Origin of the sequence: Halomonas saccharevitans, assembly GCF_032333995.1 — a bacterium.
GTDB lineage: Bacteria > Pseudomonadota > Gammaproteobacteria > Pseudomonadales > Halomonadaceae > Halomonas > Halomonas saccharevitans.
Window position 1 is genome coordinate 518017 of record NZ_JAVXUR010000001.1, and the last position, 13616, is coordinate 531632.

Sequence of the window (13616 nt, forward strand, 5' to 3'; positions counted from 1 at the left end):
TTCTACTGGTGGTTTTATGATGATGTCGAATACGGGGTAATACGTTTTGCGCCTATCGATTTAATATCCAGTATATTCAATGGCTTGGTAACGTATTGAACACTAAACATTTATCGCCTGAAGTGCTGAATGAGCGCCGACTGGAGGCCGTTCGGCTGCGCCTGGATGGCCATACCGTGGCCGAGGTGGCCAAGCGGACCGGGCTTTCCGCGCCCACGGTGTCGGCCGCCTGGAAGGCCTTCCGGGACGGCGGCTGGGAGACCGTGCCGGTGCGCCAACGGGGACGCCGGCCGGGCCAGGCGAGCTCGCTTGGTGAGCGTGAACAAGGCGTCCTGTGGCGACTCCTGGCCGAGCAGCCCGAACCTCCCCGGCCGGCCTGGAGCAGCCAGGATCTGGCGGCTGGTCTCGCCAAGGACCTGACTGCCGAGGCACCGGGTGATGGTAGCGGGCGCGAGGTGTCGCCGCGCGCCATCGAGCACTGGCTGGAGGCGCAAGACCTGAAACCGTCCCCGCTGTCGCTGGAAGGCCTGGCCCGCAAGCGCTCCACCGCGGGTCGCTGGGTTCGCCAGCAGGTGCAGCCGGTGCTCGAGCAGGTCCGCCAGGCCGGCGGCGCCAACTGGCAGGGCGGGGTTCGCGTGGCGATGGCCGCGAAGTCGGCGGACAACGTCCCCCGCCGCTACCAGCTCTATCTGCATGGCAAGCGCGGCGCCCTCTTCACTCGCTGCCTACCGGCGCCACCCCAAGCCAACGACTACCTGACGATGTTCGAACGACTGGCCGCCGAGGGTCCCGTCGCCCTGCTCTTCCACGGCGCCTGGTTTCAGGCCAGCCCGGAGATCCAGGCCTGGCTCAAGGATCACCCGCAGTTCCACCTGATCAACACGCTGCCGAACCTTCGCTTGGGGTCAGACCCCAAAATTCGCTGAGGGGTCTGACCCCAACATTCTCTTTGGATGGAAAGCCCATGACGACACTCACACACTTACAGCGCCTGGAGGCCGAGAGCATCCAGATCATGCGCGAGGTGGTCGCGGAGACCGAGAATCCGGTGATGCTCTACTCCGTCGGCAAGGACAGCGCGGTGATGCTGCACCTGGCACGCAAGGCCTTCGCGCCTTCCCCGCCGCCCTTTCCGCTGCTGCACGTGGATACCCGCTGGAAGTTCCGGGCCATGTACGAGTTCCGCGACCGCATGGCCGAGGAAGTCGGCATGGACCTGCTGGTACATATCAATCCCGAGGGCATCGAGAAGGATATCAACCCCTTCACCCACGGCTCGGCCATCCACACCGATGTGATGAAGACCGAGGGCCTCAAGCAGGCGATGGACAAGTACGGCTTCGATGCCGCCTTCGGCGGGGCGCGGCGCGACGAGGAGAAGTCCCGCGCCAAGGAGCGCATCTTCTCCTTCCGTACCGCCCAGCACCGTTGGGACCCCAAGAACCAGCGCCCGGAGCTGTGGAAGCTCTACAACACCCGCAAGCACAAGGGCGAGTCGATCCGCGTCTTCCCGCTCTCCAACTGGACCGAGCTGGATATCTGGCAGTACATCTACCTGCAGGATATCCCCATCGTGCCGCTCTACTACTCCGCCGAACGCCCGGTGGTGGAGCGCGACGGCACGCTGATCATGGTCGACGACGAGCGCATGCCGCTGGAGCCCGGCGAGGTGCCAATGATGCGCAAGGTGCGCTTCCGCACCCTGGGCTGCTATCCGCTGACCGGCGCCATCGAGTCCGAGGCCGACACCCTGCCGGCGATCATCCAGGAGATGCTGCTGACCAACACCTCCGAGCGCCAGGGCCGGGTGATCGACCATGACAGCGCCGCGTCGATGGAAAAGAAAAAGCAAGAGGGGTACTTCTGATGGCTCATTCCTCCGACCTGATCGCCGATGACATCGCCGGCTACCTCAAGTCCCACGAGCACAAGGGCCTGCTGTGCTTCATCACCTGCGGCAGCGTGGATGACGGCAAGAGCACGCTGATCGGCCGCCTGCTGTTCGAGTCCAAGCTGCTGTTCGAGGACCAGCTGGCCGCCATCGAGGCGGATTCGAAGAAGTACGGCACCCAGGGCACCGAGATAGACTTCGCGCTGCTGGTCGATGGCCTGGCCGCGGAGCGCGAGCAGGGCATCACCATCGACGTGGCCTACCGCTTCTTCTCCACCGACAAGCGCAAGTTCATCGTCGCCGACACCCCGGGGCACGAGCAGTACACCCGCAACATGGTGAACGGCGCCTCCAACGCCGACGCCGCCATCCTGATGGTCGATGCCCGTCACGGCATCCTCACCCAGACCCGCCGCCACAGCTTTTTGATGTCGCTGATCGGCATGCGCAAGGTCGTGGTGGCGATCAACAAGATGGACCTGGTGGACTACTCCAGGGCGCGCTTCGAGGAGATCGTCGAGGAGTACCGGGCCTTCGCCAAGCAACTGGGGCTGGAGAACATCACCTTCATCCCCATGTCGGCGCTCAAGGGTGACAACGTCATCGAGCACGGCCACCACATGCCCTGGTATCACGGCCCGACGCTGATGGCCTACCTGGAGACCGTGGAGGTCGACGACGAGCGCCTGCAGCGCGATCCCTTCCGCCTGCCGGTGCAGTGGGTCAACCGTCCCAACCTGGACTTCCGCGGCTTCACCGGCATGGTCACCAGCGGCACGGTCAAGCCCGGCGACGCCATTCGCGTGCAGCCCTCCGGCAAGACCAGTACGGTATCGCGCATCTACACCTGGGACGGGGATCTGGACGAGGCCGTGGCCGGCCAGTCCATCACCCTGCTGCTGAATGACGAGATCGACATCTCGCGCGGCGACATCATCTCCGGCGTCGAGCAGCCGAGCCAGACCGCCGACCAGTTCGAGACCACCCTGGTATGGATGCACGAGCAACCGCTACTGCCGGGCCGCCCCTACCTGATGAAGCTGGGCACCCAGACCGTCTCGGCCACCGTCACCGACATCAAGTACCAGGTGAACGTCAACACCCTGGAGCACACCGCGGCCAAGCAGCTGGATCTCAACGGCATCGGCATCTGCACCCTGAGCCTGAACAAGCCCGTGGCTTTCGATCCCTATCAGGAGAGCCAGGACACCGGCGGTTTCATCCTCATCGACCGCATGACCAACAATACGGTCGGCGCCGGCATGCTGCACTTCGCCCTGCGGCGCAGCCAGAACATCCACATGCAGCACGTGGATATCGACAAGCAGGCGCGCGCCCTCTCCAAGGCCCAGCAGCCCGCGGTGCTGTGGTTCACCGGCCTCTCCGGCGCCGGCAAGTCGAGCATCGCCAACTTGGTGGAGAAGAAGCTGCACGCCGCCGGCCAGCACACCTACCTGCTGGATGGCGACAACGTGCGCCACGGCCTCAACCGCGACCTGGGCTTCACCGATGCCGATCGCGTCGAGAACATCCGCCGGGTGGGCGAGATGGCCAAGCTGATGGTGGATGCCGGCCTGGTCGTACTGACCGCCTTCATCTCACCCTTCCGCAGCGAGCGCCAGCTGGCCCGAGACCTGGTCGAAGACGGCGAGTTCATCGAGATCTTCGTCGACACGCCGCTCGACGTGGCCGAGGAGCGCGACCCCAAGGGGCTCTACCGAAAGGCGCGCCGCGGCGAACTGAAGAACTTCACCGGCATCGACTCGGCCTACGAGGCGCCGGAGAACCCGGATCTGCACCTCAAAACCCCGGAGATGACCACCGAAGAAGCCGCCGACGCGATCATCGCGCTGTTGCGTGAGCGCCAGATCATCGCCTAACCCCCCCCTGCGGGGTCAGACCCCAAAGTTCCCTGAGGGGGGGGGCTGACCCCAAAGCTTGCTGAGATTGCTATGTCATCTGCACAACTATTGAACGACGTCGAGCGCATCGCCAAAGATGCCGGGCAGGCCATCATGGCCGTCTACGCCCGCGACTTTTCCATCGAAGAGAAGGCCGACAAGAGCCTGCTCACCGAGGCCGACAAGGCAGCCCATGAGTTCATTGTTGCCGGGCTGAACGCCCTGCCGGAGAGCATCCCGGTGCTTTCCGAGGAGCATACCGAGGGCTTCGACGGGCCGGATGCCGACGGACGCTACTGGCTGGTCGACCCGCTGGACGGCACCAAGGAGTTCATCAAGCGTAACGGCGAGTTCACGGTGAATATCGCGCTGATCGAGCACGGCAAGCCGGTGCTCGGCGTGGTCGTCGCACCGGCGCTGGATGTGTCCTACCTCGCTGCTGAAGGGGTGGGATCCTTCAAGGTGGCCTGGGGCGAAGGTCAGAGCGGCGAGCGAGAGCCTATCAGCGTCACCGGCAAGCCCGCCGAAGGCGCCGCCTGGAGGGTGGTGGGCAGTCGATCCCATCCCAGCCCCGATCTCGCCGAATGGCTGGAGAAGCTAGGGGCGCACAAGATGGTCCCCATGGGCAGCTCGCTGAAACTCTGCCTGATCGCCGAAGGCGCAGCAGATGTCTACCCACGCCTCGGACCGACATGCCTGTGGGATACCGGCGCTGCTCATGCCGTGGTCGAACAGGCCGGCGGTCGCGTCGAGACCCTGGAGAGGCAGCCGCTCTCTTATGCCACGCCCGAGCAGCACCTGAATCCCTACTTCGTGGTCTGGGGAAGCCACTGATTGCCTTTTAGCCCTATAAGTCGAACGGGCTTTACCGGCTCAACCGAGTCGAGCCGCCCAGGCCTCACAGGCTTCGCGCAGCAGGCGATGCACCCTACCGAACATGGCAGGAGCTTGCCGATAGGGGTCGGGAATCTCCCTGCCCCGCTGCGCCTCCAGCCAGCGCACCAGCAGCAGGGTCTTACCCAGGGCCTCGGGGTCGAGCTGACCCACCGCCTGGCGCTGGCCTTCGCTCATCACCAGCATGATGTCGGCCTCTCGAACCATCTCGACGGTGAGCTGGCGGTCGACTCGACACCGTGACCCTCCAGCGCGCCTAGGCCGACGGATTCCACCCTGTGATTCGGCAGCGCACGAGCGAGCATCGCCGCAGCCACAGGGCTGCGGCAGATGTTGCCGGTGCAAACCACCAGGATGTGATGAAACATCGCGGGCTTTTCCTTCATGATTCGAACCAGGCGGTAGGCAGGGGCCGACGCACTCCGACCTGCTGAATACCATTGATCGCCGCGCAAACACGGCTCCCATCAAGACCTTCTGCTCCCCGGCTCATCGCAAAGCCAGAAGATCGGCTCCCAGACTCACCTCGATATGCCGTCCCGCCTCCCTCGCCCACTGTTCGATACGGGCCTTGAGTGCGAGCTGAGCATCGCGCTCGCCATGCACCAGGCGCACATGGCGCGGCGGATGGCGCATGCGGCGAATGAAGTCGAGCAGGTTCTGCTGGTCGGCGTGGGCGGAGTAGCCGCTGACGGTCTCGATATGGGCGCGGATGTCGAGGCGCTCGCCGTCGAGCATTACCCAGCCGCCGCGCGGCCCGAAGCGCTGGATGTCTCGCCCCGGCGTGCCGGCCCCCTGATAGCCGATGAACACCACGGCGTGGCGCGGATCATCGAGCATGCGCTTGAGGTAGTTGACCACTCGCCCGCCGGTGACCATGCCGCTGGCGGCAATCACCACCGCCGGGCGATGGGTGCGGGCAAGGTAATCGACGGTCTGCTCATGCTCCTCATGGCTCTCCACGGTATAGAGATTCTCGAAGCTGAGCGGATGGCGGCCATTGCGAAGTCGACGATGCGCCTCGGCATCCCACCAGGGCCTGAGCTCGCGATACACCTGAGTAAAGCGCGCGGCCAGCGGGGAGTCGACGATGATCTCGAGCTCCTGCCAACGCGCGTCATGAGTGCCATGGATCAGGCCCTCGAGCTCATAGAGCAGCTCCTGGGTGCGGCCGATGCTGAAGGCGGGAATCACCACGCTGCCGCCATTCGCCAAAGCCCGGCCGATGGCGCCCTTGAGGCGCTGTCTACGAGCTCGCCGCCCCTCATGGCATCGATCGCCATAGGTGCTTTCGAGCACCAGGGTATCGGCGCGATAGGGGGATCTCGGTGCCGGCAACAGCGGCGCATAAGGCGCGCCCAGGTCGCCGGAGAACACCGTGCGGTGACTCTCACCGGTCGCACGATCGAGCGTATCGACCTCTACATAGGCCGAGCCGAGGATATGCCCGGCGCGCTGCAGCTTGACGCGAACCCGGTGGCGCTCATCGTCGATGACGGTATGCCACTGCCGGTAGTCCAACGGCACCAGGCGTTTCTCCACCTCGGCCAGGAAGCGCTCGATCAATGCACGATCACGGGTAAAGCCGATCTTCAGGGCGTCCTCAATCACCAGCGGCAGCAGCCGCGCTGAGGGCACAGAACAGAGAATCGGGCCCTCGTATCCCGCGGCCAGCAGATAGGGCAGCCGGCCGATATGATCGATATGCACGTGGGTCACCACCAGCGCCAGCACGTCGTGAACCGGAAAGCGCACCCGGTGCTGCTGGAGGTTGTCGAGATGGTCGGCGTCCTGACCCTGGAAGAGACCGCAGTCGACCAGCAGGGCGCGATCGTCACCGACTTGCAAACGATGGCAGCTGCCGGTCACGCCCTCGGCGGCGCCGTGGTGAACAATTCGTGGCGAGTGAGATGGTGACAATGACATTAGCGGCGGCCTCCCTGCCGACTATTCAGTGCCGTCAGTGTAGGCCAGGCAAAGCGCACAAATGCTAACTCAAGCTCACGATGCTCACTCGCGGCGCTAGGGCTCGCTTCTCAGGGCCTCGGACAGCGCCCGCTCCCAGCGAGCATCGCGCTGCCCACAGGCGATGAAATGAGGATTGAGCAGGCTCTCCCGGCGGTTGCAGACGAGCGGCCTGAGCGTCTCGGCGTCGAGCACCTGCCCGTCGGCCGCGGTGACGATGGCCTGGGCCGCGGCGGTATCCCACTCGCGAGTGGGCGCCAGTCGCGGATAGAGATCCGCCCGGCCCTCGGCGATCAAACAAAACTTCAGCGAGCTGCCGATGGACTGGGTTTTGTGGGCCGGCAGCGCCCGACAGAAGGCTGCAAAGGCTTGCATGCCGTTGCGTCGGCTGCCGACCACCTGCCAGGGCTCGCGCCCGGGGTCCGGCAGCGGCCGCACATGGATCGGCCCCTCACGATGGCCCTCGCGCTTGAAAGCGCCCTGCCCGACCTGCCCCCACCAGGTGACTGTATCCAAGGAAAGCGCCGGCGCATGCACGATGCCAAGCACCGGCACGCCGTCCTCGATCAGCGCCAGGTTGAGGGTGAACTCGCCGTTGCCGGCGATGAATTCCTGCGTGCCGTCCAGGGGGTCGACGAGCCAGTAGCGCGACCAGCCTCGGCGAATGGCGAAGGGGATATCGCCGGACTCCTCCGAGAGCACCGGAACACCCGGCGTCTCACGCTCGATCAGCGCCAGAAGCGCATGGTGCGCGACCATATCGGCCTCGGTGAGTGGGCTGTGATCCGCCTTGTGTTCGATGGCGTAGTCTCCCCGATACACCGCCATGACCTGGCGTCCGGCGTCCTCCACCCCAGCAATCAGCCGCATGAGCGTTTCATGTTCCAGCCACATTCGCGTTCTCCTCCTTACCCGGCACACCGTTCGACCGCCCCGCCAGTTCGACACTTGCCTCGGATCGGTTTCTGGGGCTTCACCTGCATGCCCCATCAGGGCGCCTACGGTGACCTGGCCCACTCATTCGGCTACCGCCCCTCCAGCATGAAAGGGATGCATGGCAGTTACTGGGCGACATAACAACATAGCGGCGTTTGGTGTACCGCCGGCAAAGCCTTGCCGCACCTCACAAGCCACCTTGGGCCGAGCATCACGGACGGCCAATGAAGAGTACCGCGGCGGCGTGCGCATCGGCGATACCGGCATTGTGCTCAACAGCTCCCTGTTCGACGCGCTGGGGGGATCCCGAGAAGAATATCGGGGACGCCATCGCTCACAACCGCGTCCGCCGAGCGAGGCGTCAAACCCATGGATGCTCGGTTAACCTCGCCACGTCCAGAACAACCAATGATCTGGAGTCGTCATCTGCATGCACTCCAATCGCCCCTGCGCCCAGAAGCGCGGGTAGTAGTAGGCGCGGCCGAGTTCCTGAAAGCAGCGAGAAGTCGAATTTTCTGCAAGCCAATAGAGCTCCGCGCCCGCATAAAGTAGATATGCCAGCACCAGCATCAACGCGGCCCACAGCAGGGTAGCCCCCAACGGCACCTGACTAGCAGGCACATTAGATGGCCGCAGGTGACTAGGGCGATAACCGAAAACCAAACCAATGACGAGCACCATGACCATCGCGCTCAACGGGATGATGTGCGAGCCGGCAAACTGCGCGTTCACCATCACCCCGACGAAGGCGATCACCAGGCAGGCAAAGCCCCGCTTATCCTCTTCACCCATGTTGCGGCCGCGCCGCAGAATCACCCAGGCGCCGTAGAGCGACACCCCTACCAACAGCGCCATCAGCGGAAATCCCCATTCCGCCGCGGTATTGAAGAACAGATTATGGGCGTGTCCCTCGAGCAACGTGCCGCTATAGGCAAAGCCCATGGGCCCAATACCCAGGGGAAAGTGGTCCACTGCGTAGCCCAGCGCCTCGGGCCAGAGGATGAATCGACGGGAACTCGAGGTAATGTCGCGAAGGAAGACGGCCTCCTCGCCACCGCTGCCGCCACCGAGCGGATTGACGGTCCACCATCCGGCAAGCCCCAGCGCGGCAGAGAGGGCCAGCAGCAGCACCGGCCAGCGCGCGGCACGGCCCACCACCAGGAAGGCACAGGCCGCCCCCACGAAGAGCCCCAGGAGCGCCGCCCGGCTCTCGGATACCCACAGCAGCCACCACCAAAAGCTCAACGGCAGGAAACACAGCAGGCACGCGATCAGGGAAGGCCGCCGTCGGGCCAGCGCGTAGAGCATCGCCAACGGCATTAACCCCACCGCCACATCGGCAAAGAAGCGCACATTGGCGAACCCCGGGCCAAAATCGTGGCGGTTGGCAAACGCCCATACCAGTTGCAGGTGATCCGCGGCCAGGGCCGCATAGATCAGCATGAACAGGGCTATGAGCCCCCCCAGGATGACCCAGCCAAGCCGCGGCAGGCAGCGGGCGCCATGCCACACCAGCACTGCCGCCACGCCAAGCATCGACAGATAGGCCAGCTCCAGCAGCGCCACAGCGGGCAACGGCGCCAGCAGCACCGACAGCGATGCCAACAACACGCCGCCGATGGACAGCCAACGCCCAAGGCGGCTGACCGGGGGCAGCGACGACGACAACGTTCGACGCATCGGCCAGCCTCCTACCGCGATAAGCAGCATCAGGCTCACGAACTGAGCGCCGCGCTGGGCGGCGAAAGAGCTCGCCCCACCCGCCTGCCATGGCAGCAATATGCCCAAAGCGATGCCAATGACCAGGACGAATACCGGCCATGAAAGGGCGATTCCGCGACGATCGGCGGATGAGGTAAGGGAAAAGGGCATGATGCCTCGACATTATCGATTCGGGACAAGGAGGAAAGATGGTTACACTTCCCGATCACCTAGCGAAACGGCTATAAAACTGAAAGGCAGAAACGCCAGCGGCCGGCATCACTGCCGGCCGCTAGTTAGTACAGGCTAGATGGGAAAGGGGGAAGTCCCAAAGTAGCCATCGCCAATTAGCTATTAAAAGCTACACCAATTCGTACCGCGCCTGTGCTATCGCCTTGGCCCGTTCCAGATTCGTAATAAATAAAGTCGCCCTGAGCAGATACTTCACTTTCACTGCCAATACCAATTGTATCGCAAGACGATGTGTAACCTGATCCGAAAGCAGCATCAGTATCAGGATCAGCAGCGCCTGATGAACGCTCGGCTGCTACGTATGTAGCGAACGAACGTGCTTCCGAAAGACAAGCTGCATTTTCAGATCTATCAACGTAATTCTGATACTGCGGAATCGCAATCGCCGCCAGCACCCCGATAATCGCAACCACGATCAGCAACTCGATCAGGGTAAAGCCGCCCTGCGCCTTGTTCATCTGCGTTTTCTTCATCATACCGTACATTACCTGTTCCTTACTCATGTTCGCCGTATCGGGCCTGGCGTGAGCCTTCATCTGGCGCCCGTGCGGATTTACGTTGATGTCAGGGATGAGAATGATCCGTGGATCGTCAGGGGCTGGGGTACGTTTTCGCGGTGCAAGCCCCGCTCACAGAGCCCTATCCCCTCACATGCCACGTATCATACGAATCCCGCCATCCAGTGCCTCAAGCATGACATCGCTCGCTAGGCGTTACATTAATTTACGCTCCATCGCCCTGCAAGCGGTATTACCCGCGGCAGGCGAGGTATCACCCGATATTTGATGCTAAAGCATGAGACTAATGATGGGCAAAACCTCGCCAACGCATGACGTGGCGCTGGGCGCGGCGGGTTCCCAGGGGCTAGAATCGACACAGCCGACGAACGTCCACCGCGCCCTGTCGCGACACCCCGAGGCCCGCCACACCACGAGGCACCATGAACGACTACCGCCCCCCATCTCCTGAGCAGCCCCCGGCCATGCCGAAGCCCGAGCCTTCCGCCCTGCAGGGCGCGACACGGCGCGGCGGCCTGGCGAGGCGCCTGGTCGCCGATGGCCTGCTGGGCGAGGCGGCGGCGGCGCGTGCCGAGACCGAGGCCCGCGAGGCGGAGCGCTCCTTGCTCGAACACCTGATCGTGACGGGCATGCTGCCGGCGCGCCAGGCCACGCTGTGTGCGGCCTGGGAGTACGGCCTGCCGATCTTCGATCTCGATGCCCTGCGCCTGGATAGCCTGCCGCCGGCCAGGGACTACCCGGACCGGATTCTGCGCCGGCTGATGGTGCTGCCGCTGATGCGCCACGGCCACCGGCTGACCGTCGCCGTGCCCTACCCCGCCACGCTCACCCTGCTCGACGAGCTGCAGTTCGCCACCGGGCTGACGCTGGAAGGCGTGCTGGCCCCGGTCGACCAGCTTGGCCCGGTGCTCGAGAGCTATCTCGCCAACAGTGAAAGCGGCATGCTCGATGAGCTGGCAAGCGTCGACGACGCCGTCGGCGAGCTCGCCTACGACGAGGGCGTGGTCGATGCCTCCGACGAGCAGGCCGCGGTGGCGGCCGCCGGCGATGACGCCCCGATCGTCAAGTTCGTCAACAAGATCCTGCTGGATGCCATCCAGCGCGGCGCCTCGGACATCCACTTCGAGCCCTACGAGACCAGCTATCGGGTGCGCTTTCGCATCGACGGCATCCTGCACGACGTGGCCCATCCGCCCTTCGCCATGCGCTCGCGCATCTCCGCGCGCCTCAAGGTGATGTCGCGGCTGGATATCTCGGAGCGCCGCCTGCCCCAGGATGGCGCCATCAAGCTCAAGCTCTCCACCACCCGTTCCATCGATTTTCGCGTCAACTCGCTGCCTACCGTCTACGGCGAGAAGGTGGTGCTGCGCATCCTCGACCCGAGCTCGGCACAGATGGGCATCGAACAGCTCGGCTTCACCCCCGAGCAGCGGGCCATGTACGAGGGCGTGCTCGACGATCCTCAGGGCATGATACTGGTCACCGGCCCCACCGGCAGCGGCAAGACGGTCTCGCTCTACACCGGCATCAATCTGCTCAACCGGGTGGAGCGCAACATCTGCACCGCCGAAGACCCGGTGGAAATCAAGGTGCCGGGCGTCAACCAGGTGAACGTGCTGCCGAAGATCGGCCTGAGCTTCGCCAGCGCCCTGCGCGCCTTCCTGCGCCAGGACCCGGACGTGGTGATGGTCGGCGAGATTCGCGACCTGGAGACCGCCGAGATCGCCGTCAAGGCCTCCCAGACCGGCCACCTGGTGCTCTCCACCGTGCACACCAACTCGGCGGCGGAGACGCTGACACGCTTGGCCAACATGGGCGTGGCGCCCTTCAACATCGCAAGCTCGGTGAGCCTGATCATCGCCCAGCGCCTGGCGCGCCGACTCTGTCAGCGCTGCAAGCAGCCGGCAGAGATCCCCCGCGAGGCACTGCTCGCCCAGGGCTTCACCGAAGACGAGGTCGCCAGCGCCACCATCTACGAGCCGGTGGGCTGCCAGCACTGCACCCAGGGCTTCAAGGGCCGGGTGGGCATCTACGAGGTGGTGCCGATCTCTGACGCCATGAGCCAGCTGATCATGACCGAGGGCAACTCGCGGGACTTCGATGCCCAGGCCCGCCGGGAGGGCTACCCGGACCTTCGACGCAGCGGGATCCTCAAGGTGATGCAGGGGCTGACCAGCCTGGCCGAGGTCAACCGGGTCACCAAGGACTGACACCACGATAACGCGACGCAGGAACCTAGACGATGAACATGGCAACGCGCCCCACGCGCAAGCACCAGAAGCTCAAGCTCTATCGCTGGCGCTGGTCGGGCAAGGGACCTAACGGCCGCAAGATCGGCGGCGAAATCATCGCCACCAAGCGCGCGGAAGTGAACCAGATCCTGGCCGACCAGCACATCATCGTCAAGCAGGTGCGTCGCAAGAGCGGTATCGGCGGCGGCATGGGCACGATCAAGCCGCGCGACATCATGCTCTTCGCCCGCCAGATGGCCACCATGATCCGCGCCGGCGTGCCGGTGCTGCAGGCCTTCCAGGTGGTGGCGGAGAGCCTCAAGAAGCCGGCCATGCGCGCGCTCGTGCAGGAGCTGATGAACGACGTGGCGGCCGGCGCGAGCTTCTCCGAGGCGCTAAAGCGCCATCCCGACCACTTCGATCGACTCTTCGCCAACATGGTGGAGGCCGGCGAGCAGTCCGGTTCGCTGGATCATATGCTCGAGCGGGTCGCCACCTACAAGGAGAAGATCGAGTCGCTCAAGAGCCGCGTCAAGAAGGCGCTCTGGTACCCGGCGGCGGTGATCTCGGTGGGCATCGGCGTGACCGCCCTGCTGCTGATCAAGGTCGTGCCGCAGTTCGAGAGCCTGTTCAACGGCTTCGGTGCCGAGCTGCCCGCCATGACGCGCATGACCATCGCCATGTCGGAATTCGCCCAGCAGTACTGGTGGTGGGGGCTGATCGGCATCGTGGCCGCCATCTTCCTGGTGCGCCGCGGCATGAAGCAGTCCGCAGCGTTTCGTTACCGCGTGCACAAAGTGGCGCTGCGCATCCCGGTGATCGGCGACATCCTCGACAAGTCCTCGGTGGCGCGCTATTCACGCACCCTGGCCACCACCTTCGGCGCCGGTGTGCCGCTGGTGGAGGCGCTGGAAACCGCCGAAGGCGCGGCGGGCAACATGGTCTACGAGCGGGCGATCGCCCAGATCCGCGAAGACGTGGCCACCGGCCAGCAGCTGCACTTCGCCATGCGCATGACCGAGCGGTTTCCGGCGCTGGCGGTGCAGATGGTCGGCATCGGCGAGGAAGCCGGTTCGCTGGACGCCATGCTCAACCGGGTGGCGGACTACTACGAGGAGGAAGTCGACAACAAGGTCGATACGCTGACCTCGCTGCTCGAACCCCTGATCATCGTGGTGCTCGGCGTGCTGGTCGGCGGGCTGGTGGTGTCGATGTACCTGCCGATCTTCGAGCTGGGCAGCGTGATTTAAGCGCCGAGCAGGATGGTGCTCGAAATCCTCTATGGCGATACTAAAAACCTCCAGCAGAGTTGTCTGCTGGAGGTTTT

General features: G+C 64.3%; 10 protein-coding genes and 1 pseudogene. 6 read left to right on the forward strand and 5 right to left on the reverse strand.

The features are described 5' to 3' along the window. Positions 1 to 95 precede the first annotated feature (95 nt). The 4 genes from RSO68_RS02415 to cysQ (RSO68_RS02430) all read left to right on the forward strand — a co-directional run bounded on the left by RSO68_RS02415 (position 96) and on the right by cysQ (RSO68_RS02430) (position 4626). Complete coding sequence (locus RSO68_RS02415; RefSeq protein WP_315585306.1) at positions 96 to 926, forward strand: helix-turn-helix domain-containing protein; 831 nt, start codon at positions 96 to 98, stop codon at positions 924 to 926. A 38-nt stretch (positions 927 to 964) separates the two neighbouring features. After that, positions 965 to 1867 (forward strand): sulfate adenylyltransferase subunit CysD, encoded by a 903-nt coding sequence (cysD, locus tag RSO68_RS02420; protein WP_315585307.1) that lies wholly within the window; start codon positions 965 to 967, stop codon positions 1865 to 1867. Then, complete coding sequence (cysN, locus tag RSO68_RS02425) at positions 1867 to 3771, forward strand: sulfate adenylyltransferase subunit CysN (protein WP_315585308.1); 1905 nt, start codon at positions 1867 to 1869, stop codon at positions 3769 to 3771. The genes cysD and cysN overlap by 1 nt, the downstream gene beginning before the upstream one ends. Positions 3772 to 3843: 72 nt before the next feature. Further along, positions 3844 to 4626: a 3'(2'),5'-bisphosphate nucleotidase CysQ gene (gene cysQ, locus RSO68_RS02430; RefSeq protein WP_315585309.1), complete on the forward strand. Its 783-nt coding sequence runs from the start codon at positions 3844 to 3846 to the stop codon at positions 4624 to 4626. A 39-nt stretch (positions 4627 to 4665) separates the two neighbouring features. On the opposite strand, the pseudogene RSO68_RS02435 reads toward cysQ (RSO68_RS02430), so the two are convergent. The 5 genes and pseudogenes from RSO68_RS02435 to RSO68_RS02455 form a co-directional block, all read right to left on the reverse strand. Next, positions 4666 to 5072, reverse strand: a pseudogene (locus RSO68_RS02435) (arsenate reductase/protein-tyrosine-phosphatase family protein). A gap of 103 nt (positions 5073 to 5175) precedes the next feature. Beyond that, the gene (locus tag RSO68_RS02440) at positions 5176 to 6612 is read right to left on the reverse strand and encodes an MBL fold metallo-hydrolase (RefSeq protein WP_315585310.1); all 1437 of its coding nucleotides are present in this window, start codon (positions 6610 to 6612) and stop codon (positions 5176 to 5178) included. Between the two features lie 96 nt (positions 6613 to 6708). Continuing rightward, entirely contained in the window at positions 6709 to 7545 is an 837-nt protein-coding gene (gene cysQ, locus RSO68_RS02445) for a 3'(2'),5'-bisphosphate nucleotidase CysQ (protein WP_315585311.1), read from the reverse strand. A gap of 423 nt (positions 7546 to 7968) precedes the next feature. Continuing rightward, positions 7969 to 9459 (reverse strand): O-antigen ligase family protein, encoded by a 1491-nt coding sequence (locus RSO68_RS02450; RefSeq protein WP_315585312.1) that lies wholly within the window; start codon positions 9457 to 9459, stop codon positions 7969 to 7971. 176 nt (positions 9460 to 9635) lie between these two features. After that, a complete protein-coding gene (locus RSO68_RS02455) occupies positions 9636 to 9998 on the reverse strand; it encodes a pilin (protein ID WP_315585733.1) in 363 nt (120 codons plus the stop codon). A gap of 482 nt (positions 9999 to 10480) precedes the next feature. On the opposite strand from RSO68_RS02455, the gene pilB reads away from it, so the two are divergent. After that, positions 10481 to 12268, forward strand: coding sequence for a type IV-A pilus assembly ATPase PilB (gene pilB, locus RSO68_RS02460; RefSeq protein ID WP_390882374.1), 1788 nt, complete (start codon positions 10481 to 10483; stop codon positions 12266 to 12268). A gap of 38 nt (positions 12269 to 12306) precedes the next feature. Then, positions 12307 to 13539, forward strand: a complete 1233-nt coding sequence (locus tag RSO68_RS02465; RefSeq protein WP_315585735.1) for a type II secretion system F family protein — start codon at positions 12307 to 12309, stop codon at positions 13537 to 13539. The last annotated feature ends 77 nt before the right edge of the window (positions 13540 to 13616 follow it).

Excerpts from the sequence above, each read along its gene's own strand:
- cysD (WP_315585307.1), top strand. The coding sequence starts at position 965 with ATGACGACACTCACACACTTACAGCGCCTGGAGGCCGAGAGCATCCAG.
- cysN (WP_315585308.1), top strand. The coding sequence starts at position 1,867 with ATGGCTCATTCCTCCGACCTGATCGCCGATGACATCGCCGGCTACCTC.
- cysQ (WP_315585309.1), top strand. The coding sequence starts at position 3,844 with ATGTCATCTGCACAACTATTGAACGACGTCGAGCGCATCGCCAAAGAT.
- RSO68_RS02440 (WP_315585310.1), bottom strand. The coding sequence starts at position 6,612 with ATGTCATTGTCACCATCTCACTCGCCACGAATTGTTCACCACGGCGCC.
- cysQ (WP_315585311.1), bottom strand. The coding sequence starts at position 7,545 with ATGTGGCTGGAACATGAAACGCTCATGCGGCTGATTGCTGGGGTGGAG.
- RSO68_RS02450 (WP_315585312.1), bottom strand. The coding sequence starts at position 9,459 with ATGCCCTTTTCCCTTACCTCATCCGCCGATCGTCGCGGAATCGCCCTT.
- RSO68_RS02455 (WP_315585733.1), bottom strand. The coding sequence starts at position 9,998 with ATGAACAAGGCGCAGGGCGGCTTTACCCTGATCGAGTTGCTGATCGTG.
- pilB (WP_390882374.1), top strand. The coding sequence starts at position 10,481 with ATGAACGACTACCGCCCCCCATCTCCTGAGCAGCCCCCGGCCATGCCG.
- RSO68_RS02465 (WP_315585735.1), top strand. The coding sequence starts at position 12,307 with ATGGCAACGCGCCCCACGCGCAAGCACCAGAAGCTCAAGCTCTATCGC.